This is a genomic window from Mesorhizobium amorphae CCNWGS0123 (assembly GCF_001686985.1).
Taxonomy (GTDB): Bacteria; Pseudomonadota; Alphaproteobacteria; order Rhizobiales; family Rhizobiaceae; genus Mesorhizobium; species Mesorhizobium amorphae.
In genome coordinates this window covers 4694625-4716561 of record NZ_CP015318.1, presented here as the reverse complement: position 1 = coordinate 4716561, position 21937 = coordinate 4694625, and the positions used below count along the sequence as shown (strand labels likewise).

Genomic DNA, 21937 nt, shown 5'->3' with positions numbered 1-21937 from the left:
CGGTTCGGTTTTGCCTCAGCCGGCGAGGATACGCTCGATGGCCGGGCGGTTCAGCCCCTTCAGGCCGATGACGACGAGGCGCGAGCGGCGGTCGTCGTCGGCCGTCCAGGCACGATCGTAGTAGTGGTTGACGCGTGGGCCGACGGCCTGCAGCAAAAGCCGCATCGGCTTGCCGCCGACCTCGACGAAGCCTTTCACGCGCAATACGTTTTCCTCTTCGGCGGCGGTGGCGACGCGTTTCGCCAGCTCATCGGGATTGGCGATCGAGGGAATGTCGACAATGAACGTGTCGAAGTCGTCATGCTCGTGGTCGAATGCGCCGTCATGATGGGATTTGCGGTTCTCGATGTCGTCTTCGACGGCGAGGCCGAGGCCGAGCAGCACCGACGGATCGACCTTGCCTTGCGACGTCGGCACGATCTTCACGGCGCGGGCGGAGTGTTCGTTGATGATCGCGTTGGCGCGGGCCGAGCCGGCGGCGTCCATCAAATCGCTCTTCGACAGGATGATCAGGTCGGCGCAGGCGATCTGGTCCTCGAACACCTCCTCGACCGGGTCGTCATGATCGAGCGTCTCGTCCTGCGCGCGCTGCGCCTGCAGGGCGTCCATGTCGTTGGCGACGCGGCCTTCGGCCAGTGCCGGTCCGTCGACCACCGCGATCACGCCATCGACCGTGACGCGACTTTTTACCGTCGGCCACTGGAAGGCCTGGACCAGCGGCTTGGGGAGAGCAAGGCCGGAGGTCTCGATCAGGATGTGGTCGACCTTCGGCGTCAGCGACAGGATCTGGTCCAGCGCAGGGACAAAATCGTCGGCGACGGTGCAGCAGATACAGCCATTGGCTAGCTCGACGATGTTTTCCTCCGGGCAGGTGTCGATGCCGCAGCCTTTCAAAATTTCGCCGTCGATGCCGATGTCGCCGAACTCGTTGACGATGATGGCCAGCCGCTTGCCGCCGGCGTTTTCCAGTAGATGGCGGACCAGCGTCGTCTTGCCGGCGCCGAGGAAGCCGGTGACGACGGTGCAGGGGACACGGGAAACGGAGGCGGTCATGGTCAGTCCTTCAGGATATCGAGGGGAGGGATGCGGGCGACGAGGCCGCGCTTCAAGGAATCCGGGCGGCCGCGCCAGGGGATGAGGCCGTCGGTCGAGGTGGCGAAGAGCTTTGCGCCGGCGACGAGGTCGGCGCCGCTGGTCGTGGTCAGGTCGCCGAACACGTAGCTCCAGCAGCCGTCGCGCAGGATGGCGGCGCTGAGGCGGCGCTTGCAATTGCCGAGGCATTCGACGGTGCGGATGCGCAGGTTTTCGTCCGAAGCGGCAAGGCGCGTGTCTTGCGCCAGCAGTTCGCCGGCGCGGGGATGGGCGTCGGAGCCGGTTTCGTCGCGGCAGGAGGCGCAGACGATAATGGTGACGCCGGCGAGGGAATCGTCGCCGCCGGACAATATGTCCGCTGTCTCAGCCGGAAAACTGCTGTCGCGCTCCAAATCAGGCTCCTTGCCCGGAAAACCCGCCAGGCGATCGGATTCTTTATGTCTCAGACGGCAGGTCTCCTGGCTCGCGGGTCATCGCCTCGGATGCCGCCTTCCCGGGAACATCCCAGTGGTTTTCGGCTGAGGCTCGTCGCTTACAGTTGCGGGGACAGCCGCGGATTTGAGATCTTCAGATCCCGCACCGCATTCCCTCTTGGCTCCTCCCTTTGCCGAGAGGAGACCGTCTGCAGCGGATTTAGGCTTGTAGGGACAGCCGTGTCAACGCGCGTCTACGACACGGCGATGTCGGCCAGCGCCGGGCCCAGGTCGCCCGCGGGCGTCACCTCGATGCGCTCAAGTCCAAGCCAGCCCTGCATCTGCTTCAACTCCTCGAAGAGCTGAGCGGCGGTTTCGGGTGGCGCGCAGGCTTCGGCGTAGGCGGCGTGGACGCGCAGCACGCTGGCCGGGCGATCGGCCTTCAAGTCGACGCGGGCGACGATCCGGTCGCCGAGCAGGAACGGCAGCACATAGTAGCCGTACTGGCGTTTTTCGGCCGGCGTGTAGATCTCGATGCGGTAGCGGAAGTCGAACAGCCTCTCCGCCCGCGCCCGTTCGAAGACGACCGGGTCGAACGGCGCCAGCAGGGCGCGCGCCTCGATCCGGCGCGGCAAACGGGCGTCCTTGTGCATGTAAGCCGGCTTGCCCCAACCCTCGACACGCACTGGCAGCAGCTCGCCCGTTTCGACCAGTTCCTCGAGGCGGCCCTTCATGTCGGCTGGCGAGAGACGAAAGTAGTCGCGCAGGTCGCCGGCGGTGGCGACGCCATGGGCGCGTGCGGACATGCGCAGCAATTCCCGGTGCGCATCCTCGGCAGCCGGCACGGCCAAGTCGAGGATCGCCTGCGGCAGGACGCGTTCGGGCAGGTCATAGAACCGTTCGAAGCCGCGACGCGACGCCGTGGTGATGCGGCCTGCCCAGAACAGCCATTCGAAGGCATGCTTGGCGTGGCTCCAGCCCCACCAGCCGCCCGAGCCCTTCTGGCCCTCGAGCGCGGAAGCGGCGATCGGGCCGCGATCGACGACACTGCGGTAGATCTCCTCGATATAGCCGGCGTGTTCGCGGCCCCATTTGGCGAGCCCCAGATACATCTCATCACCTTGCTCGGCCCGCTGCATGCGCCAGCGCATCAGCGGGTATGTCTCGACCGGCAGGAAAGACGCCTCGTGCGCCCAATATTCGAACACCGTGCGCTTGCGCGTCACGGCGGCATTGTCGAGCAAGGCGAGCGGGTAGGATCCAAGGCGTGAATAGAGCGGCATATAGTGGGCGCGAACCACCGCGCTGACGGAATCGATCTGCAGCAGGCCGGTACGGCTAAGCACCCGGGCCAGGTGGCGCCGGTCCGGTGTGCCGCCCGGTCTCGGGTCGGTGAACCCCTGCGCGGCGAGAGCGATGCGCCGGGCCATGCCGAGCGAGATTTTTTCCTTCATAGAGACGTCGCCCCGATGCTGTTACAGCCAAGCAAAAACCGATGATTCCGGGTCATGCTAGCAGGGTTTTGGCGGGATATATGTCAGGAGAGAAAAGTGGAGTAAAAAGTGAAGGAAATCAAACAGGAGCGGATCGGACCAGTTTTCCGGGATATGCCGTCCAGCACCGCGTTTTGAACAAGGTTTGACTTGCTTCGCCGAAAGCGCTGCGCTAACCCTCGCCGCGTTGCAGCATAGGCCACCTAAAACGGTTCAGCGGTTAATCTGTCACGCTTCCGCATTAAGGTTGGTTGCTGTAATCAAAGTGGATTGACCGCCAACGGAAAGCCGCAGCATGAACGCACTTTTGAGTTCGTACCTGCCCATAGTCCTCTTCATCGGCGTGGCGCTGGTCGTCGGCCTGGCGCTGATCATTGCGCCGTTCCTGGTGGCCTACCGCAACCCCGATCCGGAAAAGCTCTCCGCCTACGAGTGCGGCTTCAACTCCTTCGACGATGCCCGCATGAAGTTCGACATCCGCTTCTACCTGGTGTCGATCCTGTTCATCATCTTCGATCTGGAAGTGGCCTTCCTGTTTCCCTGGGCGGTGTCGTTCTCGAAGATCGGCATGCTCGGTTTCTGGTCGATGATGGTGTTTCTGGCGGTGCTGACCATCGGCTTTGCCTATGAATGGAAAAAAGGAGCGCTGGAATGGGATTGAACGACAGTTCCGGCACGCTCGTCGCACCGAAGCCCAAGGGCATCATCGACCCCAATACCGGTCGACCGGTCGGTTCCGACGACCCGTTCTTCCTTGAGATCAACAACGAGTTGGCCGACAAGGGCTTTCTCGTCACCTCGACCGAGGCGCTGATCACTTGGGCGCGCAGCGGCTCGCTGATGTTCATGACCTTCGGTCTGGCCTGCTGCGCCGTCGAGATGATCCATACCTCGATGCCGCGCTATGACAGTGAACGCTTCGGTGTTGCTCCTCGCGCGTCGCCGCGCCAGTCCGACATCATGATCGTAGCCGGCACGCTGACCAACAAGATGGCGCCGGCGCTGCGCAAGGTCTACGACCAGATGCCGGAGCCGCGCTACGTCATCTCGATGGGCTCCTGTGCCAATGGCGGCGGCTACTACCACTATTCCTATTCGGTGGTGCGCGGCTGCGACCGCATCGTGCCGGTCGACATCTATGTGCCCGGCTGCCCGCCGAGCGCCGAAGCCCTGCTTTACGGCATTCTTCTGTTGCAGAAGAAGATCCGCCGCACCGGCACGATCGAACGGTGACCCCATGAGCCAGTCGTTGAACGAACTCTCGACCTATCTGGGCGAGAAGCTGACCGGCAGGGTCGACAACGCGGTGCTGGCCTATGGCGAGCTGACCGTTTCGGTCGAGCCGGGCGACCTGATCGAGGTGGCGACCTTCCTGCGCGACGACCAGCGCTGCCAGTTCATCTCGATCATCGACGTCTGCGGCGCCGACTATCCGTCGCGGCCGAAGCGCTTCGACGTCGTCTATCACCTTTTGTCGCCGAAGCAGAATGTGCGCATCCGCATCAAGGTTCAGGCCGACGAGGAGACGCTGGTGCCGTCGCTCACCGCCTTTTATCCCGGCGCCGACTGGTTCGAGCGCGAGACCTACGACCTCTATGGCGTGCTGTTTTCGGGCCATCCCGACCTGCGCCGCATCCTGACCGACTATGGTTTCGAAGGTCACCCGCTGCGCAAGGATTTCCCGCTGACCGGCTTCGTCGAGGTTCGCTACGACGACGAGGCCAAGCGGGTCATCTACGAGCCGGTCGAGCTCAAGCAGGAATTCCGCAATTTCGATTTTCTCTCGCCATGGGAAGGGACGGACTACGTCCTGCCGGGCGACGAAAAAGCCAAGACGAATTGAGGCGCCAGAATGGCTGAAACCTCCGTCCGCAATTTTAACATCAATTTTGGACCTCAACACCCTGCGGCGCATGGTGTTTTGAGGTTGGTGCTTGAGTTGGACGGCGAAGTCGTCGATCGCGTCGATCCGCATATCGGGCTCTTGCATCGCGGCACGGAAAAGCTGATCGAGCATAAGACCTATCTGCAGGCGGTGCCTTATCTCGACCGGCTCGATTATTGCGCGCCGATGAACCAGGAGCATGCGTTTGCTCTGGCAGTAGAGCGCTTGCTCGGCATCGAGGTGCCTAAGCGCGGCCAGCTGATCCGCGTGCTCTATTCCGAGATGGGCCGCATCATGTCGCACATTCTCAATGTGACGACGCAGGCGATGGACGTTGGCGCACTGACGCCGCCGCTGTGGGGCTTCGTCGAGCGCGAAAAGCTGATGGTGTTTTATGAGCGTGCCTCCGGCTCGCGCATGCATGCGGCCTATTTCCGGCCGGGCGGCGTGCACCAGGACCTGCCGCAGAAGCTGGTCGAGGACATCGGCAAGTGGATCGATCCGTTCCTGAAGTCGATCGACGACCTCGATGCGCTGCTCACCGGCAACCGCATCTTCAAGCAGCGCAATGTCGACATCGCCACGGTGTCGCTGGCCGATGCCTGGGCCTGGGGTTTTTCCGGCGTCATGGTGCGCGGCTCGGGTGCGGCCTGGGACCTGCGCAAATCGCAGCCCTATGAATGCTATTCCGAAATGGATTTCGACATCCCGATCGGCAAGAATGGCGACTGTTTCGACCGCTACCTCGTGCGCATGGAAGAGATGCGCCAGTCGGCCAAGATCATGCGCCAGTGCGTCGATCTGCTGCTCGGCAAGGAAGGCACCGGTCCGGTGTCGAATCTCGACGGCAAGGTGGTGCCGCCCAAGCGCCAGGCGATGAAGCGCTCGATGGAAGCGCTGATCCATCACTTCAAGCTCTACACCGAGGGCTACCGCGTGCCGGCCGGCGAGGTCTACGCCGCCGTCGAAGCGCCGAAGGGCGAATTCGGCGTCTATTTGGTCTCGGACGGCACCAACAAGCCCTACCGCTGCAAGCTGCGCGCGCCCGGCTTCGCACATCTGCAAGCCATGGACTTTTTGTGCCGCGGCCACATGCTGGCCGACGTCACTGCCGTGTTGGGTTCACTCGATATCGTGTTTGGTGAGGTTGATCGCTAAATGTCAGTCCGCCGTCTCGCAGAAGCCAGCGTCCAGCCAGCGTCCTTCGCCTTCAACCGGGCGAATGCGGCGGCGGCCAAGCAATGGATCAAGAAATATCCGAAGGGCCGCGAGCAGTCGGCGATCATCCCCTTGCTGATGCTGGCGCAGGAGCAGGAAGGCTGGGTGACCAAGGCGGCGATCGAGACGATCTCCGACATGCTAGGCATGCCTCGAATCCGTGGCCTCGAAGTCGCGACCTTCTACACGCAATACCAGCTCAATCCGGTCGGCACGCGCGCGCATATCCAGGTCTGCGGCACGACGCCCTGCATGCTGCGCGGCTCGGAAGCGCTGATGGATGTCTGCCGTTCCAAGATCCATCACGACCAGTTCCACACCAACGACAAGGGCACGCTGTCGTGGGAGGAGGTCGAATGCCTCGGCGCCTGCGTCAACGCGCCGATGGTCATGATCTTCAAGGACACGTTCGAGGATTTGACGCCGGAGCGGCTGGCCGAGATCATCGATCTTTACGGCGCCGGCAAGGGCGCCTCGGTGACGCCAGGGCCGCAGAACGGCCGCACCACCTCGGAGCCGATCACCGGCCTGACCACGCTGACCAGCGAGAAGGCGATCCTCAAGTCGACACGCGACAAGGAAGCCAGGGCGGCAACAAAGGCCGCCAAGGCGGCGCCGGATGCGATCGTCGCGGCGCCCGTGCCGGCGCCGGCTCCCGTTGCGCCATCGAATGCCGGCAAGCCGAAGACCGACGCACCCGAAACCAGCCCGGCGCTGAAGTCGCCGTCGGCCAAGAAGGTCGCACCCGCGGCGGAAAAAGCAGCGAGCGTCTCCGCCCCGCCGCATTCGGCCGCCAACGCCAACAAGGCTGCACCTGAAGTCGAAAAGGTTTCGAAGCAGCGCAGCGGTCCCAAGAACAAAGCTGAGCCGGCTTCTGCCTTCAAGGCGCCGGAAGCCAAAGTGCCGGCGGCAAAGACAGGCGCAGGTTCAAAGACGGGCAAGCCGTCGCTCGACGACAAGAACCGTCCGGCCGGCATCGCCAAGCCGGCGCTGGTCGACGATCTCAAGCTGATTTCCGGTGTCGGGCCGAAGATCGAGGGCACCCTGCACGAGCTGGGCATCTTCACCTTCGCGCAGGTCGCGTCCTGGAAGAAGGCCGAGCGCGAATGGGTGGACGGCTATCTGAGCTTCAGCGGCCGCATCGAACGCGACGACTGGGTCAAGCAGGCCAAGGCGCTCGCCAAGGGCGGGGTCGACGAATACATCCGCGTCTTCGGCAAGAAGCCGGTCTGAGGGACGAACAATGCTTCAGGACAAAGACCGCATCTTCAACAACATCTACGGCCGCTTCGACAAGTCGCTGGCCGGCGCGATTTCGCGCGGCGCCTGGGACAACACGCCCGGCATCATCGCCAAGGGGCGCGATTGGATCGTCAACGAGATGAAGGCGTCGGGCCTGCGCGGCCGCGGCGGCGCCGGCTTCCCGACCGGCCTGAAATGGTCGTTCATGCCCAAGCAGAGCGACGGCCGGCCGAGCTACCTCGTCGTCAATGCCGATGAATCCGAGCCCGGCACCTGCAAGGACCGCGACATTCTGCGCCACGACCCGCATACGCTGGTCGAGGGCTGCCTGATCGCCGGCTTCGCCATGGGCGCAATCGCCGCCTACATCTATGTGCGCGGCGAGTTCATCCGCGAGCGCGAGGCGCTGCAGCGCGCCATCGACGAGGCCTATGAGGCCAAGCTGATCGGCAAGAACAATACGTCCGGCTACGATTTCGACATCTACATGCATCACGGCGCCGGCGCCTATATCTGCGGCGAGGAGACCGCACTGCTCGAAAGCCTCGAGGGCAAGAAGGGCCAGCCGCGGCTGAAGCCGCCATTCCCGGCCAATGTCGGCCTCTATGGCTGCCCGACGACGGTCAACAATGTCGAGTCCATCGCGGTGGCGCCGACCATCCTGCGCCGTGGTGCGGCCTGGTTCTCGTCCTTCGGCCGGCCCAACAATGTCGGCACCAAGCTGTTCTGCATCTCCGGCCACGTCAACAATCCGTGCACCGTCGAAGAGGCGATGTCGATCCCGTTCCGCGAGCTGATCGAGACGCATTGCGGCGGCATCCGCGGCGGCTGGGACAATCTGCTTGCGGTCATCCCGGGTGGTGCTTCGGTGCCGCTGGTGCCGGCCGAGCAGATCATCGACACGCCGATGGATTTCGACGCGCTGCGCGACCTGAAGTCGGGCCTCGGCACCGCGGCCGTCATCGTCATGGACAAATCGACCGATATCGTGAAGGCGATCGCCAGGCTCTCGTATTTCTACAAGCATGAGAGCTGCGGCCAGTGCACGCCGTGCCGCGAAGGCACCGGCTGGATGTGGCGGGTGATGGAACGGCTGGTGCGCGGCGAGGCGCAGAAGCGCGAGATCGACATGCTGCTCGACGTCACCAAGCAGGTCGAGGGCCACACGATCTGCGCGCTGGGCGATGCGGCGGCATGGCCGATCCAGGGCCTGATGCGGCATTTCCGCGGCGAGGTGGAACGGCGCATCGACGAGTTTTCGCGCAACGCGCACCGGGCGGAGCCGGTGATGGTGGCTGCGGAATAGAAATTGAAATGCGGGCGAAAGCCCGAGACCAGGATACCGGGCGGGGCATACGAAGAATCGACCAGGAGACGACCGATGGCGCCGTATTCGATACCCTACCCAATGCCCGACATGGACCAGTTCGAGAAGATGAACCAGGACTTGACCAGGATGATGCCGAAGGAGATGGCAAGTGCCGTCAACCTCTTCGCTCATCCTGTCGCGGGTGCCGCGGCAATGTCGGCGCTCGGCTTCGGCCTTGCCAACCACGCCCTTGGCGTTTGGCTCGGCGCGCTCTCCGGCGCGGCCGAGGCTTCGCAGCGGCTGTTCCAGCCGACCGTCGATGATTTCGAGCCAAGAAGCGAAGAGTTTGCGGACACCGCCGAAAGCGCTACCAAGGCGCGCAAGGCGACTAAGACGCTGATTGCCGAGGCGCAGACCTTCGCCAGGGATGTGACCGACATTGCCGCCAACACCGTCGAGATGGCGCAGGACACTGCCGGCGCCGACACGGTGGCAGGCAATGCGGCAACCGGGTTGATGCCTGAGGATTTCAGGCAGCCCAAAGCCATGGAGCGGCCGGCGAAACCGTCCGATCTCAAGGCGATATCGGGCATCGGTCCGAAGCTGGAGAAGGTTCTCAACGGCCTCGGCATCTGGACCCATGGGCAGATCGCGGCCTGGACGCCGGAAGAGATCGCCTGGGTCGAGGACTATCTGTCGTTGGCGGGCCGCATCGGCCGTGACGACTGGACCCGCCAGGCGGCTGCACTTGTGCTGGCCGCCAAGGCCAAGAGGCAGGGGTAGGGCATGGAGGTCCACGACAAGCGTGACGTTCTCGATGTTCGCAATGCCATCGTCGCCAATTCGAGCTTCGATGACGTGAACATGTCGAACACGCAGTTCCACAACGTCAACCTGTCGGCGGCCAGGATCCGGCGCACCAATCTGACCAACGCCAAGGTGGAAGACGCAAATCTCTCGAATACGTTTTTCACCAATGTGAACATGAGCAACGTGAAGATAGAAAACGCAGAAGTCGCCGGCATGATGATCAATGGCATCAGCTTTGGCGACCTCATCCAGGCATATGAGACGGCGAAGACCGCCGGGGGCAATTGATGGCAAAGCTCAAGGTCGACGGGAAAGAGATCACTGTACCCGACCACTACACGCTGCTGCAGGCGGCCGAGGATGCGGGCGCGGAAGTGCCGCGCTTCTGCTTCCATGAGCGGCTGTCGATCGCCGGCAATTGCCGCATGTGCCTGATCGAGGTGAAGGGCGGGCCGCCCAAGCCGCAGGCGTCCTGCGCCATGGGCGTGCGCGACCTGCGTCCGGGCCCGAACGGCGAGGCGCCGGAAATCTTCACCAACACGCCGATGGTCAAGAAGGCCCGCGAAGGCGTGATGGAGTTCCTGCTGATCAACCATCCGCTCGACTGCCCGATCTGCGACCAGGGCGGCGAGTGCGACCTGCAGGACCAGGCGATGGCCTTCGGCGTCGATTCCTCGCGCTATCACGAGAACAAGCGCGCCGTCGAAGACAAGTATATCGGGCCGCTGGTCAAGACGGTGATGAACCGCTGCATCCACTGCACGCGCTGCGTCCGCTTCACCACGGAAGTTGCCGGCATTTCCGAGCTCGGCTTGATCGGTCGTGGCGAGGATGCCGAGATCACCACCTATCTCGAAAGCGCCATGACCTCGGAATTGCAAGGCAATGTCATCGATCTTTGCCCGGTCGGCGCGCTGACCTCGAAGCCCTTTGCCTTCCAGGCGCGGCCGTGGGAACTGACCAAGACCGAATCCATCGACGTCATGGATGCTGTCGGTTCGGCGATCCGCGTCGACAGCCGCGGCCGCGAAGTGATGCGCATCCTGCCGCGCGTCAACGAGGCGGTGAACGAGGAGTGGATTTCCGACAAGACCCGCTTCATCTGGGACGGCCTGCGCACGCAGCGCCTCGACCGCCCCTATGTGCGCAAGGACGGGAAGCTGGCACCGGCAAGCTGGGCGGAAGCCTTCGCCGCGATCAAGGAGCAGGTGGCCAAGACCGCGCCGGAAAAGATCGGCGCCATTGCCGGCGATCTCGCTGCGGTCGAAGAGATCTATGCGCTCAAGCTTCTGATGGCCGCGCTCGGCTCGAAGAATACCGACTGCCGCCAGGATGGCGCAGCCCTCGATCCGTCGCTCGGCCGTGCCAGCTACATCTTCAACCCGACCATCGAAGGCATCGAGCAGGCCGACGCGGTGCTGATCATCGGCGCCAATCCGCGCTTCGAGGCCTCGGTGCTAAACGCCCGCATCCGCAAGCGCTGGCGGATCGGCAATCTGCCGGTCGGCGTCATCGGCGAGGTCGGCGACACGCGTTACGAGTATGAGCAGCTGGGCGCCGGTCCGGATTCCCTGAAGGACTTGGCCGACGGCAACGGCAAGTTCTTCGAGGTGCTGAAGAAGGCTACGCATCCGCTGATCATTGTCGGGCAGGGCGCTCTGGCGCGCGCCGACGGTGCGGCCGTTCTCGGCCAGGCGGCGAAGCTGGCGGCCGCCGTCAATGCCGCCCGGGCCGACTGGAACGGCTTTGCCGTGCTGCACAATGCGGCTGGCCGCGTCGGCGGCCTCGATCTCGGCTTCGTGCCGGGCGAGGGCGGCAAGAACGTCGCCGGCATGCTTGGCGGGACGGATCTCCTGTTCCTGCTCGGCGCCGACGAGATCGACATGGGCAAGACCGGCGGCGCCTTCGTCGTCTATATCGGCACCCATGGCGACCATGGCGCGCATCGCGCCAACGTCATCCTGCCGGCCGCCGCCTACACCGAAAAGTCGGGCACCTACGTCAACACCGAAGGCCGGGTGCAGCAGACCAACCGCGCCGGCTTCGCACCGGGCGACGCGCGCGAAGACTGGGCGATCCTGAGGGCGCTTTCGGATGTTTTGGGCAAGAAGCTGCCATTCGATTCCCTGCCGCAACTGCGCGCCAAGCTTTACGGCGAATATCCGCATCTTGCCCGCATCGACCATGTCGAGGCCGGCAATGCCGACGACATCGCCAAGGTGGCGAAGCTCGGCGGGTGGCTGAACAAGGGCAGCTTCACCTCGCCGGTGAAGGATTTCTACCTGACCAACCCGATCGCGCGGGCCTCTGCCGTGATGGCGGAATGCTCGGCGCTGGCCAAGAGCGGCTTCAAGCAGGCGGCGGAATAAGCATGGACACGTTCTTCTCCATCTACGTACTGCCGGCGCTGATCATCCTGCTGAAATCGGTCGTGCTGATCGTTGTGCTGCTGATCGCGGTCGCTTATCTGCTTTATGCCGACCGCAAGATCTGGGCGGCGGTGCAGCTGCGCCGCGGCCCGAACGTCGTCGGCCCCTGGGGCACTCTGCAGGCCTTCGCCGACCTTTTGAAATTCGTGTTCAAGGAACCGGTGATCCCGTCCGGGGCCAACAAGGGCGTGTTCCTTTTGGCGCCGCTGGTGTCGGCGGTGCTGGCGATCTCGGCCTGGGCCGTCATCCCGGTCAACCAGGGCTGGGCGATTGCCAACGTCAATGTCGGCATCCTCTATGTCTTCGCCATCTCCTCGCTCGAGGTCTATGGCGTGATCATGGGCGGCTGGGCGTCGAATTCGAAATATCCGTTCCTCGGTGCGTTGCGCTCGGCGGCGCAGATGGTGTCCTACGAAGTCTCGATCGGCTTCGTCATCGTCACCGTGCTGCTCTGCGTCGGCTCGCTCAATCTGTCGGACATCGTGCTGTCGCAGCAGGATGGGCTGGGCACGCGAGTTGGCCTGCCCAACACTTTCATCGACTGGCACTGGCTGTCGCTGTTCCCGATGTTCGTCGTCTTCTTCATCTCGGCGCTGGCCGAGACGAACCGTCCGCCGTTCGATCTGGTGGAGGCCGAGTCGGAGCTGGTTGCCGGCCATATGGTCGAATATTCCTCGACGCCGTTCCTGCTGTTCTTCCTCGGCGAGTATGTCGCCGTCGTGCTGATGTGCGCCTTGGCCACCATCCTGTTCCTCGGCGGCTGGCTGCCGCCCTTCGACTTCGCGCCCTTCACCTGGGTGCCGGGGCTGATCTGGTTCGTGCTCAAGGTCTGCCTGATGTTCTTCATGTTCTCCATGGTGAAGGCCTTCGTGCCGCGCTACCGCTACGACCAGTTGATGCGGCTGGGCTGGAAGGTCTTCTTGCCGATCTCGCTGGCGATGGTGGTGATCGTCGCTGCCTTCCTCAAGATCACGGGGTTTGCGTGATGTCCGCTCTTTCCCAGGCTGCAAAATCGCTGCTGCTGCAGGACTTCGTCAGTGCCTTCTTCCTGTCGATGCGCCAGTTCTTCGCGCCGAAGGAGACGATCAACTATCCGCACGAGAAGGGGCCGATCAGTCCGCGCTTCCGCGGCGAGCATGCGCTGCGCCGCTATCCGAACGGCGAGGAACGCTGCATCGCCTGCAAATTGTGCGAGGCGATCTGCCCGGCGCAGGCAATCACCATCGAGGCCGGGCCGCGCCGCAATGACGGCACGCGGCGCACCGTGCGCTACGACATCGACATGGTGAAGTGCATCTATTGCGGCTTCTGCCAGGAAGCATGCCCGGTCGACGCCATCGTCGAAGGGCCGAATTTCGAGTTCGCGACGGAGACGCGCGAGGAACTCTACTACGACAAGGACAGGCTGCTGGCGAATGGCGACCGCTGGGAGCGCGAACTGGCGCGCAACATCGCGCTGGACTCGCCCTACCGCTGACATTTGACGCATGGACGGGGCGAGGGGCCTCGTCTAAGGACAACGCGGCTTCGGCACCGGAGGCGGAACGAAGCCAGAGAGAACGAAACAGGACGAACGTCCTGTTTCGGACAGGAACCCGGGGGAACCCATGCTGAGTGGACTAGAGGCGGCCTTTTTCTACCTCTTCGCCTTTGTCGCCGTGGCATCGGCGTTCATGGTCATTTCGTCGCGCAACCCCGTGCATTCGGTGCTGTTCCTGATCCTGACCTTCTTCAATGCCGCCGGCCTGTTCATGCTGACCGGGGCCGAATTCCTGGCGATGATCCTGCTCGTCGTCTATGTCGGTGCGGTCATGGTGCTGTTCCTGTTCGTCGTCATGATGCTCGACGTCGACTTCGCCGAGATGAAGGAAGGCGCGCTGCAATACGCGCCGATCGGCGCGCTGGTCGGGCTGATCCTGGCGGCTGAACTGATCGTCGTGCTCGGCGGCTACACTTTCGCGCCGCAACTGGCGGCGAGCGTGTCAAAGCCCATTCCGGACCTGGCCACGCGCTCGAACACGGCGGCATTAGGCGACATCCTCTATACGGACTACCTCTACTACTTCCAGATCGCCGGGCTCGTGCTGCTGGTCGCCATGATCGGCGCCATCGTCTTGACGCTGCGCCACAAGCCGGGCGTCAAGCGGCAGTCGATCGCGGCCCAGGTCGGCCGCACGCCGGCCACCGGCATGGAAATCCGCAAAGTCAAATCGGGCGAGGGCATCTGAGATGGTCGTCGGCATCGCACATTTCCTCACCGTATCGGCGATCCTGTTCACGCTCGGCGTGTTCGGCATCTTCCTCAACCGCCGCAACATCATCGTCATCCTGATGTCGGTCGAACTGATCCTGCTCGCGGTCAACATCAATTTCGTCGCCTTTTCGGCAGCACTTGGCGATCTCGTCGGCCAGGTGTTCGCGCTGTTCGTGCTGACAGTCGCTGCCGCCGAAGCCGCCATCGGTCTTGCCATTCTTGTCGTCTTCTTCCGTAACCGCGGCTCGATCGCGGTCGAAGACGTGAACATGATGAAGGGTTGACGGAAACCACCATGTACCAGGCCATCGTCTTCCTTCCGCTGCTCGGCTTCCTGATTGTCGGCCTGTTCGGCAATTCGCTCGGCGCCAAGGCCTCCGAATACATCACCTCCGGCTTCCTGGTGATCTCGGCGGTGCTGTCGTGGGTCGCCTTCTTCTCGGTCGGTTTCAGTGAGGGCGAGGTGTTCACCGTGCCGGTGCTGCGCTGGATCCAGTCGGGCGGGCTCGACGCCGCATGGGCGCTGAGGATCGACACGCTGACGGTGGTGATGCTTGTCGTCGTCAACACGGTGTCGGCGCTGGTCCACATCTACTCGATCGGCTACATGCACCACGACCCGAACCGGCCGCGCTTCTTCGCCTATCTGTCGCTGTTCACCTTCGCCATGCTAATGCTGGTGACGGCCGACAATCTGGTGCAGATGTTCTTCGGCTGGGAAGGCGTGGGCCTTGCGTCCTATCTGCTGATCGGCTTCTGGTACAAAAAGCCGTCGGCCAACGCCGCGGCGATCAAGGCCTTCGTCGTCAACCGCGTCGGCGATTTCGGCTTCGCGCTCGGCATCTTCGGCGTGTTCGTGCTGTTCGGTTCGGTCAATCTCGGCACCATCTTCGCCAATGCGGCGACATTCATTCCGGCCGAGGGCGCCGAGCACGGTGCGGCCGTGCTCACCTTCCTCGGCTATGCGCTCGACAAGCACTCGGCGATGACCGTGGTCTGCCTGCTCCTGTTCATGGGCGCCATGGGCAAGTCGGCACAGGTGCCGCTGCACACCTGGCTACCGGACGCCATGGAAGGCCCGACGCCCGTTTCCGCGCTCATTCATGCCGCGACGATGGTGACCGCCGGCGTGTTCATGCTGGCCAGGCTGTCACCGCTGTTCGAGCTGTCGCACACGGCGCTGACGGTGGTGACCTTAATCGGCGCCTTCACCGCCTTCTTCGCGGCAACCGTCGGCCTCGTCCAGAACGACATCAAGCGCGTCATCGCCTATTCGACCTGCTCGCAGCTCGGCTACATGTTCGTGGCGCTCGGCGTCGGCGCCTATGGCGCGGCGATCTTCCATCTGTTCACGCATGCCTTCTTCAAGGCGCTGCTGTTCCTCGGCTCGGGCTCGGTCATCCATGCCGTCTCCGACGAGCAGGACATGCGCAAGATGGGCGGCTTGAGGACACTCATTCCGAAGACCTACTGGATGATGGTGATCGGCACGCTGGCGCTGACCGGCGTCGGCATTCCGGTGACCGTCATCGGCACCGCCGGCTTCTTCTCCAAGGACGCCATCATCGAAAGCGCCTTTGCCGGCCACAACATGTTTGCCCCGACCGCCTTCGTCCTGCTGGTCATCGCCGCCTGCTTCACCTCGTTCTATTCCTGGCGGCTGATCTTCATGACCTTCCATGGCGAGCCGCGCGCCAGCCACGAGGTCATGCACCATGTCCATGAATCGCCGCCGGTGATGCTGGTGCCGCTGTTCATCCTGGCGGCGGGCGCGCTGTTTGCCGGTATCATCTTCCATGGCGCCTTCATCGGCGAGGGCTATGCCGAGTTCTGGAAGGCGTCGCTGTTCACGCTGCCTGACAACCACATCCTGCACGATATCCACGAACTGCCGCTGTGGGTCGAACTGGCGCCGTTCGTCGCCATGATCATCGGCTTTGGCGTTGCCTGGAAGTTCTATATCCGCTCGCCGGAATTGCCCCGGAGCGTCGCCGCCAACCATCGCCTGCTCTACGCGTTTCTGCTCAACAAGTGGTATTTCGACGAGCTCTACGACGTGCTGTTCGTGCGGCCGGCAAAGGCCCTCGGCAGATTCCTGTGGAAGACCGGCGACGGCACAATCATCGACGGTCTCGGGCCTGACGGTGTTTCGGCGCGCGTCGTCGACGTCACCAACCGCGTCGTCAAGCTGCAGACCGGCTACCTCTACCACTATGCCTTCGCCATGCTGATCGGCGTTGCCGCACTCGTCACCTGGATGATGCTCTGATGACCGCCGTGCCAATCCTCTCGCTGGTCACCTTCCTGCCGCTGGTGGGTGTTCTGCTCATCCTGTTCATCAACGATGACAGCGAGAACGCCCGCCGCAACATCCGCGCCATCGCACTGTGGACGACGAGCATCACGTTCATCGTCTCGCTGTTCATCTGGACCGGCTTCGACAATTCGCAGGCTGGTTTCCAGTTCGTCGAGAAATTCGCCTGGCTGGATTCCGGCATCTCCTACCATCTGGGCGTCGACGGCATCTCGATGCTGTTCGTCATCCTGACCACCTTCCTGATGCCGCTCTGCATCCTGGCGTCGTGGGAATCGATCGAGAAGCGCGTCAAGGCCTACATGATCGCCTTCCTGCTCTTGGAAACGCTGATGATCGGCGTGTTCTGCGCGCTCGACATCGTGCTGTTCTACGTCTTCTTCGAGGCCGGCCTGATCCCGATGTTCATCATCATCGGCGTGTGGGGCGGAAAGCGGCGCGTCTATGCCTCGTTCAAGTTCTTCCTCTACACGCTGGCCGGCTCCGTGCTGATGCTGCTCGCCATCATGGCGATGTTCTTCCAGTCCGGCACCACCGACATCCCGACGCTCTTGACGCATAACTTCCCGGCCAGCATGCAGACCTGGCTATGGCTGGCCTTCTTCGCCTCTTTCGCGGTGAAGATGCCGATGTGGCCGGTGCACACCTGGCTGCCCGACGCGCATGTCGAGGCGCCGACGGCGGGCTCGGTCATCCTGGCCGCCATCCTGCTGAAGATGGGCGGGTACGGCTTCCTGCGTTTCTCGCTGCCGATGTTCCCGCTGGCGTCCGAAATGTTCGCGCCGCTGGTGTTCACGCTGTCGGTCGTCGCCATCATCTACACCTCGCTGGTGGCGCTGATGCAGGAGGACATGAAGAAGCTGATCGCCTATTCCTCGGTCGCCCATATGGGCTTCGTCACCATGGGCATCTTTGCCATGAACCAGGAAGGCGTGCAGGGCGCGATCTTCCAGATGCTGTCGCACGGCCTCGTCTCCGGCGCGCTGTTCCTGTGCGTCGGCGTCATCTACGACCGCATGCACACGCGCGACATCGACGCCTATGGCGGCCTGGTCAACAACATGCCGAAATACGCCACCGTGTTCATGGTCTTCACCATGGCCAATGTCGGCCTGCCCGGCACCAGCGGTTTCGTCGGCGAATTCCTGACCATGCTCGGCGTGTTCCGGGTCAACACCTGGGTGGCGTTCTTCGCCGCCACCGGCGTCGTCCTGTCGGCCGCCTACGCGCTCTGGCTCTATCGCCGGGTGATCTTCGGTGCGCTGACCAAGGAGAGCCTGAAGGGCCTGCTGGACCTGTCGCCACGCGAGAAGGCGATCATCTACCCGCTGGTCGTGCTGGTCATCTTCTTCGGCGTCTATCCCGCGCCGGTCTTCGACGCGACGGCCGAATCGGTCAAGGCGCTCGTCACCAATGTCACTGCATCCATCGGCTCCGCGCAGACCGCGGCGGCGAATTAACCCAAGGGTTTTGCGAACCATGACGCCGGACCTTCTCTCCAGCCTTTCGCTCTCGACGCCGGAGCTGATCCTCGCCGTCGGCGCGCTGGCGCTCTTGATGGTGGGCGCCTATTCGCGCTCCGACAGCACCAACACGGTGACGGGTCTTGCCGTTGCCATCCTGGTGATTGCCGGACTTTGGCTCGTCACGTCCAGCGGGCAGGGCACCGCCTATGGCAGCGCCTTCGTCCAGGATCCGTTCGCGCGCTTCATGAAGATGCTGTCGCTGATCGGTTCGGCGGTGACGCTGGTCATGTCGATGCGCTTCGCCAAGCAAGAGCATTTCGACAAATTCGAATATCCGGTGCTGATCCTGCTCTGCACGCTCGGCATGATGCTGATGATCTCGGCCAACGGCATGATCGGGCTCTATCTCGGCCTCGAACTGCAATCGCTGGCGATCTATGTGCTGGCGGCGATCAACCGCGACAATCTGCGCTCGACCGAGGCCGGCCTGAAGTATTTTGTCCTCGGCGCGCTGTCGTCGGGCATGCTGCTTTACGGCATCAGCCTCGTCTACGGCTACACCGGCAACACCGGCTTCCAGGAGATCGCCACCGCGCTCGGCAGCGGCGAGCGCCAGCTCGGCCTCGTCTTCGGCCTGGTCTTCGTGCTGGCCGGCCTTGCCTTCAAGATCTCGGCGGTGCCGTTCCACATGTGGACGCCCGACGTCTATGAAGGCGCGCCGACCCCGGTGACGGCCTTCCTGGCGGCGGCGCCGAAGATGGCGGCGATGGCGCTGATCGTGCGCGTCACCATGGGCGCCTTCAAGCCGATCGCTTCCGACTGGCAGCAGATCATCGTCTTCATCTCGATCGCCTCGATGGCGCTTGGCGCCTTCGCGGCGATCGGGCAAACAAACATCAAGCGGCTGATGGCCTACTCCTCGATCGGCCATATGGGCTACGCGCTGGTCGGCCTTGCCGCCAACAGCCAGGCCGGCGTGCGCGGCGTCGCTATCTACATGCTGATCTACCTGGTGATGACGCTCGGCACATTCGCCTTCATCCTCGCCATGCGGCGCAAGGAAGGCAATGTCGAACAGATCGGCGATCTCGCCGGGCTGTCGTCGACCAACCCGGTCATGGCGACGATCCTCACCATCCTGATGTTCTCGCTGGCCGGCATCCCGCCGCTCGCCGGCTTCTGGGGGAAGTGGTACGTCTTCTTCGCCGCCATCAACGCCAACCTCTATGCGCTGGCGATCATCGGCGTGCTGGCCTCGGTGGTGGGTGCCTACTATTACCTGCGCATCATCAAGATCATGTGGTTCGACGAGCCGGTCGGCGGCTTCGTGCCGATGGCGAGCGAACTGCGCCTCGTGCTCGGCGTCTCCGGCGCCTTCGTGCTGTTCTATGTGCTGATCGGCGGGCCGATCGGCACCTATGCCGAAGCCGCCGCCAAGACATTCTTCTGACGGGATGGCATTTCGGCTGGCTCCAACCGCAGCGTCGGAAGGCTTCCGGCTCGAGGCCCATGACACGGTCGGTTCGACCAATGCGCTGGCGCTTGCCCATGCGCGGGCGGGCGATCCGGGAAAGCTCTGGGTCGTCTCCAGGAAACAGGAAAGCGGGCGGGGCCGGCGCGGTCGCGTCTGGGCAACGCCCGAAGGCAATCTGGCGGCGACGCTGCTCGTCGTCACCGGCGGCGAGCTTCGGCTTGCCGCGACGCTCGGCTTCGTCGCCGGGCTGGCGCTGGCCGACGCGCTCGACGCCGTCGTGCCGCAAGGCAGGATCGCCATCGGGCTCGATGGCGGGAGCCAGGGGAAGAACCGCTTCGAGCTGAAATGGCCCAACGACGTGCTCGCTTCCGGCGCCAAGCTTGCCGGCATCCTGCTGGAATCGGCGATCCTCGAAGGCGGCCGCTTCGCGGTGGCGGTCGGCATCGGCGTCAATGTGGTGGCGTACCCCGAGGATTTGCCTTATCCCGCGACATCGCTCAGAACATTGGGGGCGACCTGCGACGCCGAGACATTGTTCCTGGCGCTGTCGGATGCCTGGAGCGAGAACGCCCGGCTGTGGAGCGAAGGGCGCGGACTGTCGGCGATCCGGCAGCGCTGGCTGGCGCGGGCAGCTGGCCTGGGCAGCCAGGTTGCTGTCAGAATTGACGGTAATGTGGTGCGCGGGACGTTCGAGACCATTGACGAGGACTGTCGTTTCGTGATTCGCGACGATGAGGGGACTGTTGTGACGATCGCCGCCGGCGACGTGCATTTCGGTGCCGTTGCGTCGGCGGTTTGACCGGCTTGGGTTTGACCGGCCAGGAAGGGAATATCATGGCGAAAGCGGAAAACGCCGAACTCGTCTTCGTGCCGCTTGGCGGCGTCGGCGAGATCGGCATGAACTTCGCCCTCTACGGCTACGGGCCGGCCAATGCGCGCGAGTGGATCGTCGTCGATGTCGGCGTCACCTTCCCGGATGCCGCGCATCCGGGCGTCGACCTGATCCTGCCCGACACGCGTTTCATCGAGGAGAATCTCGACAGCCTGCGCGGCATCGTCATCACCCATGCGCATGAAGACCACTACGGCGCGCTTCTCGACCTGTGGCCGAAGCTGAAGGCGCCGGTGTGGATGACGCCGTTCAGCGCCGGCCTGCTGGAAGCAAAGCGGCAAGGCGAGCAGGGCGCGCCGAAGATTCCGCTGACGATCTACCGGGCGGGCGAGACATTCAGCGTCGGTCCGTTCGAGATCGAGGCCATTCCCGTCGCTCACTCCATTCCCGAACCGATGTCGCTGGCGATCACCACGCTGGCCGGCACCGTCATCCACACCGGTGACTGGAAGATCGATCCGGAGCCGACGATCGGGCCGAAGACCGACGAGGCGCGCTTTCGCGCCTACGGCGACAAGGGCGTGCTGGCGCTGATCTGCGATTCCACCAATGCGCTGCGGGAAGGCGAATCGCCGTCGGAAGTGGCCGTGGGCGAGGGCCTCAAGGGCGTCATCCAGGGCGCCAAGGGCCGCGTCGCCGTCACCACCTTCTCCTCCAATGTCGGGCGCATCGTCTCCATCGCCAAGGCGGCGCGCGATGCCGGCCGCCAGTGCCTGGTGCTCGGCCGCTCGCTGAAGCGCGTTATCGATGTCGCCGGCGAGCTCGGCTACATGGACGGGCTGCCGGAATTCATCGCCGAGGAGGATTACGGCTTCATCCCGCGCGAGAACCTGGTCATCATCTGCACCGGCAGCCAGGGCGAGCCGCTGGCCGCACTCGCCAAGCTGTCGCGCGACGAGATGAAGTCGGTGTCGCTGACGGCAGGCGACACGGTGGTGTTTTCCTCGCGCACCATTCCCGGCAACGAGAAGGCGATCCTCGAGATCAAGAACCGCCTCATCGATCTCGGCATGAAGATCATCGAGGATGGCGACGCGCTGGTGCATGTCTCCGGGCATCCGCGCCGCAGCGAGTTGCGCAAGATGTATGAATGGGTGCGGCCGCAGATCGGCGTGCCGGTGCATGGCGAAGCGGCGCATCTGGTGGCGCAGGGATCGCTGATGTCGATGTCCGGCATCGGCCAGGTGGCGCAGGTGCGCGACGGCGATATGCTCAGGCTCTCTCCCGGTGCCGCCACGATCGTCGACCAGGTGCCGTTCGGCCGCATCTACAAGGACGGCCGCCTGATCGGCACTGACCAGGCGATGGGCATTCGCGACCGGCGCAAGCTGTCCTTTGCCGGCCATGTCGCGGTCAATGTCGTGCTCGACGATAAGTATGAACTGGCCGGCGACCCCGACCTGGTCGCCATCGGCGTCGCCGAGGCCGACGCCAGCGGCGAGACGCTGGAAGACCTGATGCTCGATGCGGCAGTCGGCGCGGTGGACTCCATCCCCCGCCAGCGCCGAAAAGACCTCGACCTCGTGCAGGAGGCGGTGCGCCGCGCCGTGCGCGGTGCCGCCAACGAAGCGTGGGGCAAGAAGCCGTTGGTGACGGTGTTCGTCACAAGGTGAGGGAATAGGGATTGGGCAGTAGGCAATCGCAGA

At 63.7% G+C, this 21937-nt stretch carries 21 protein-coding genes and 1 riboswitch; of the genes, 18 read left to right on the top strand and 3 right to left on the bottom strand.

Annotated elements, in window-relative coordinates:
* Positions 1–15: 15 nt before the first annotated feature.
* The 3 genes from cobW to A6B35_RS22285 form a co-directional block, all read right to left on the bottom strand.
* On the bottom strand, positions 16–1053 hold the full coding sequence (cobW, locus tag A6B35_RS22295) for a cobalamin biosynthesis protein CobW (RefSeq protein WP_006203259.1): 1038 nt from the start codon (positions 1051–1053) through the stop codon (positions 16–18).
* Positions 1054–1055: 2 nt separating this feature from the next.
* Entirely contained in the window at positions 1056–1484 is a 429-nt protein-coding gene (locus A6B35_RS22290) for a DUF1636 family protein (RefSeq protein WP_006203258.1), read from the bottom strand.
* Positions 1485–1523: 39 nt separating this feature from the next.
* A riboswitch (cobalamin riboswitch) is annotated at positions 1524–1730 on the bottom strand.
* Between the two features lie 29 nt (positions 1731–1759).
* Positions 1760–2959 (bottom strand): winged helix-turn-helix domain-containing protein, encoded by a 1200-nt coding sequence (locus A6B35_RS22285; protein WP_006203256.1) that lies wholly within the window; start codon positions 2957–2959, stop codon positions 1760–1762.
* Positions 2960–3293: 334 nt separating this feature from the next.
* Between A6B35_RS22285 and A6B35_RS22280 the strand changes: the two genes are divergently transcribed.
* From A6B35_RS22280 to A6B35_RS22195, 18 genes are all read left to right on the top strand, one after another.
* Positions 3294–3659: an NADH-quinone oxidoreductase subunit A gene (locus tag A6B35_RS22280; RefSeq protein ID WP_006203254.1), complete on the top strand. Its 366-nt coding sequence runs from the start codon at positions 3294–3296 to the stop codon at positions 3657–3659.
* On the top strand, positions 3650–4231 hold the full coding sequence (locus tag A6B35_RS22275; RefSeq protein ID WP_006203252.1) for a NuoB/complex I 20 kDa subunit family protein: 582 nt from the start codon (positions 3650–3652) through the stop codon (positions 4229–4231). The genes A6B35_RS22280 and A6B35_RS22275 overlap by 10 nt, the downstream gene beginning before the upstream one ends.
* A gap of 4 nt (positions 4232–4235) precedes the next feature.
* Positions 4236–4841: an NADH-quinone oxidoreductase subunit C gene (locus A6B35_RS22270; protein WP_006203251.1), complete on the top strand. Its 606-nt coding sequence runs from the start codon at positions 4236–4238 to the stop codon at positions 4839–4841.
* A 9-nt stretch (positions 4842–4850) separates the two neighbouring features.
* Positions 4851–6041, top strand: coding sequence for an NADH-quinone oxidoreductase subunit D (locus tag A6B35_RS22265; RefSeq protein WP_006203250.1), 1191 nt, complete (start codon positions 4851–4853; stop codon positions 6039–6041).
* Positions 6042–7334: an NADH-quinone oxidoreductase subunit E gene (locus A6B35_RS22260; RefSeq protein ID WP_006203248.1), complete on the top strand. Its 1293-nt coding sequence runs from the start codon at positions 6042–6044 to the stop codon at positions 7332–7334.
* A gap of 10 nt (positions 7335–7344) precedes the next feature.
* Positions 7345–8649: an NADH-quinone oxidoreductase subunit NuoF gene (gene nuoF, locus A6B35_RS22255; protein WP_006203247.1), complete on the top strand. Its 1305-nt coding sequence runs from the start codon at positions 7345–7347 to the stop codon at positions 8647–8649.
* A 75-nt stretch (positions 8650–8724) separates the two neighbouring features.
* The gene (locus A6B35_RS22250; RefSeq protein WP_006203246.1) at positions 8725–9435 is read left to right on the top strand and encodes an NADH-quinone oxidoreductase subunit E; all 711 of its coding nucleotides are present in this window, start codon (positions 8725–8727) and stop codon (positions 9433–9435) included.
* A 3-nt stretch (positions 9436–9438) separates the two neighbouring features.
* Positions 9439–9750, top strand: coding sequence for a pentapeptide repeat-containing protein (locus A6B35_RS22245; protein WP_006203244.1), 312 nt, complete (start codon positions 9439–9441; stop codon positions 9748–9750).
* Entirely contained in the window at positions 9750–11831 is a 2082-nt protein-coding gene (gene nuoG, locus A6B35_RS22240) for an NADH-quinone oxidoreductase subunit NuoG (protein ID WP_006203243.1), read from the top strand. The genes A6B35_RS22245 and nuoG overlap by 1 nt, the downstream gene beginning before the upstream one ends.
* A 2-nt stretch (positions 11832–11833) precedes the next feature.
* Entirely contained in the window at positions 11834–12877 is a 1044-nt protein-coding gene (gene nuoH, locus A6B35_RS22235; RefSeq protein ID WP_006203242.1) for an NADH-quinone oxidoreductase subunit NuoH, read from the top strand.
* On the top strand, positions 12877–13368 hold the full coding sequence (nuoI, locus tag A6B35_RS22230; RefSeq protein WP_006203240.1) for an NADH-quinone oxidoreductase subunit NuoI: 492 nt from the start codon (positions 12877–12879) through the stop codon (positions 13366–13368). Before nuoH ends, nuoI begins: the two co-directional genes overlap by 1 nt.
* A gap of 130 nt (positions 13369–13498) precedes the next feature.
* Positions 13499–14119, top strand: coding sequence for an NADH-quinone oxidoreductase subunit J (locus tag A6B35_RS22225; RefSeq protein WP_006203239.1), 621 nt, complete (start codon positions 13499–13501; stop codon positions 14117–14119).
* A 1-nt stretch (position 14120) separates the two neighbouring features.
* Positions 14121–14429: an NADH-quinone oxidoreductase subunit NuoK gene (nuoK, locus tag A6B35_RS22220; RefSeq protein WP_006203237.1), complete on the top strand. Its 309-nt coding sequence runs from the start codon at positions 14121–14123 to the stop codon at positions 14427–14429.
* An 11-nt stretch (positions 14430–14440) separates the two neighbouring features.
* A complete protein-coding gene (nuoL, locus tag A6B35_RS22215) occupies positions 14441–16414 on the top strand; it encodes an NADH-quinone oxidoreductase subunit L (protein WP_006203236.1) in 1974 nt (657 codons plus the stop codon).
* Positions 16414–17919: an NADH-quinone oxidoreductase subunit M gene (locus tag A6B35_RS22210; RefSeq protein ID WP_006203235.1), complete on the top strand. Its 1506-nt coding sequence runs from the start codon at positions 16414–16416 to the stop codon at positions 17917–17919. The genes nuoL and A6B35_RS22210 overlap by 1 nt, the downstream gene beginning before the upstream one ends.
* 19 nt (positions 17920–17938) lie before the next feature.
* Positions 17939–19375, top strand: coding sequence for an NADH-quinone oxidoreductase subunit NuoN (gene nuoN, locus A6B35_RS22205; RefSeq protein WP_006203234.1), 1437 nt, complete (start codon positions 17939–17941; stop codon positions 19373–19375).
* A 4-nt stretch (positions 19376–19379) separates the two neighbouring features.
* On the top strand, positions 19380–20198 hold the full coding sequence (locus tag A6B35_RS22200) for a biotin--[acetyl-CoA-carboxylase] ligase (RefSeq protein ID WP_006203233.1): 819 nt from the start codon (positions 19380–19382) through the stop codon (positions 20196–20198).
* Positions 20199–20233: 35 nt separating this feature from the next.
* A complete protein-coding gene (locus A6B35_RS22195) occupies positions 20234–21904 on the top strand; it encodes a ribonuclease J (RefSeq protein ID WP_006203232.1) in 1671 nt (556 codons plus the stop codon).
* Positions 21905–21937: the final 33 nt, after the last annotated feature.

Bases quoted from the DNA above. Each gene is read 5' to 3' on its own strand.
- cobW (WP_006203259.1), bottom strand. From the start codon at position 1,053: ATGACCGCCTCCGTTTCCCGTGTCCCCTGCACCGTCGTCACCGGCTTC.
- A6B35_RS22285 (WP_006203256.1), bottom strand. From the start codon at position 2,959: ATGAAGGAAAAAATCTCGCTCGGCATGGCCCGGCGCATCGCTCTCGCC.
- A6B35_RS22280 (WP_006203254.1), top strand. From the start codon at position 3,294: ATGAACGCACTTTTGAGTTCGTACCTGCCCATAGTCCTCTTCATCGGC.
- A6B35_RS22275 (WP_006203252.1), top strand. From the start codon at position 3,650: ATGGGATTGAACGACAGTTCCGGCACGCTCGTCGCACCGAAGCCCAAG.
- A6B35_RS22270 (WP_006203251.1), top strand. From the start codon at position 4,236: ATGAGCCAGTCGTTGAACGAACTCTCGACCTATCTGGGCGAGAAGCTG.
- A6B35_RS22265 (WP_006203250.1), top strand. From the start codon at position 4,851: ATGGCTGAAACCTCCGTCCGCAATTTTAACATCAATTTTGGACCTCAA.
- A6B35_RS22260 (WP_006203248.1), top strand. From the start codon at position 6,042: ATGTCAGTCCGCCGTCTCGCAGAAGCCAGCGTCCAGCCAGCGTCCTTC.
- nuoF (WP_006203247.1), top strand. From the start codon at position 7,345: ATGCTTCAGGACAAAGACCGCATCTTCAACAACATCTACGGCCGCTTC.
- A6B35_RS22250 (WP_006203246.1), top strand. From the start codon at position 8,725: ATGGCGCCGTATTCGATACCCTACCCAATGCCCGACATGGACCAGTTC.
- A6B35_RS22245 (WP_006203244.1), top strand. From the start codon at position 9,439: ATGGAGGTCCACGACAAGCGTGACGTTCTCGATGTTCGCAATGCCATC.
- nuoG (WP_006203243.1), top strand. From the start codon at position 9,750: ATGGCAAAGCTCAAGGTCGACGGGAAAGAGATCACTGTACCCGACCAC.
- nuoH (WP_006203242.1), top strand. From the start codon at position 11,834: ATGGACACGTTCTTCTCCATCTACGTACTGCCGGCGCTGATCATCCTG.
- nuoI (WP_006203240.1), top strand. From the start codon at position 12,877: ATGTCCGCTCTTTCCCAGGCTGCAAAATCGCTGCTGCTGCAGGACTTC.
- A6B35_RS22225 (WP_006203239.1), top strand. From the start codon at position 13,499: ATGCTGAGTGGACTAGAGGCGGCCTTTTTCTACCTCTTCGCCTTTGTC.
- nuoK (WP_006203237.1), top strand. From the start codon at position 14,121: ATGGTCGTCGGCATCGCACATTTCCTCACCGTATCGGCGATCCTGTTC.
- nuoL (WP_006203236.1), top strand. From the start codon at position 14,441: ATGTACCAGGCCATCGTCTTCCTTCCGCTGCTCGGCTTCCTGATTGTC.
- A6B35_RS22210 (WP_006203235.1), top strand. From the start codon at position 16,414: ATGACCGCCGTGCCAATCCTCTCGCTGGTCACCTTCCTGCCGCTGGTG.
- nuoN (WP_006203234.1), top strand. From the start codon at position 17,939: ATGACGCCGGACCTTCTCTCCAGCCTTTCGCTCTCGACGCCGGAGCTG.
- A6B35_RS22200 (WP_006203233.1), top strand. From the start codon at position 19,380: ATGGCATTTCGGCTGGCTCCAACCGCAGCGTCGGAAGGCTTCCGGCTC.
- A6B35_RS22195 (WP_006203232.1), top strand. From the start codon at position 20,234: ATGGCGAAAGCGGAAAACGCCGAACTCGTCTTCGTGCCGCTTGGCGGC.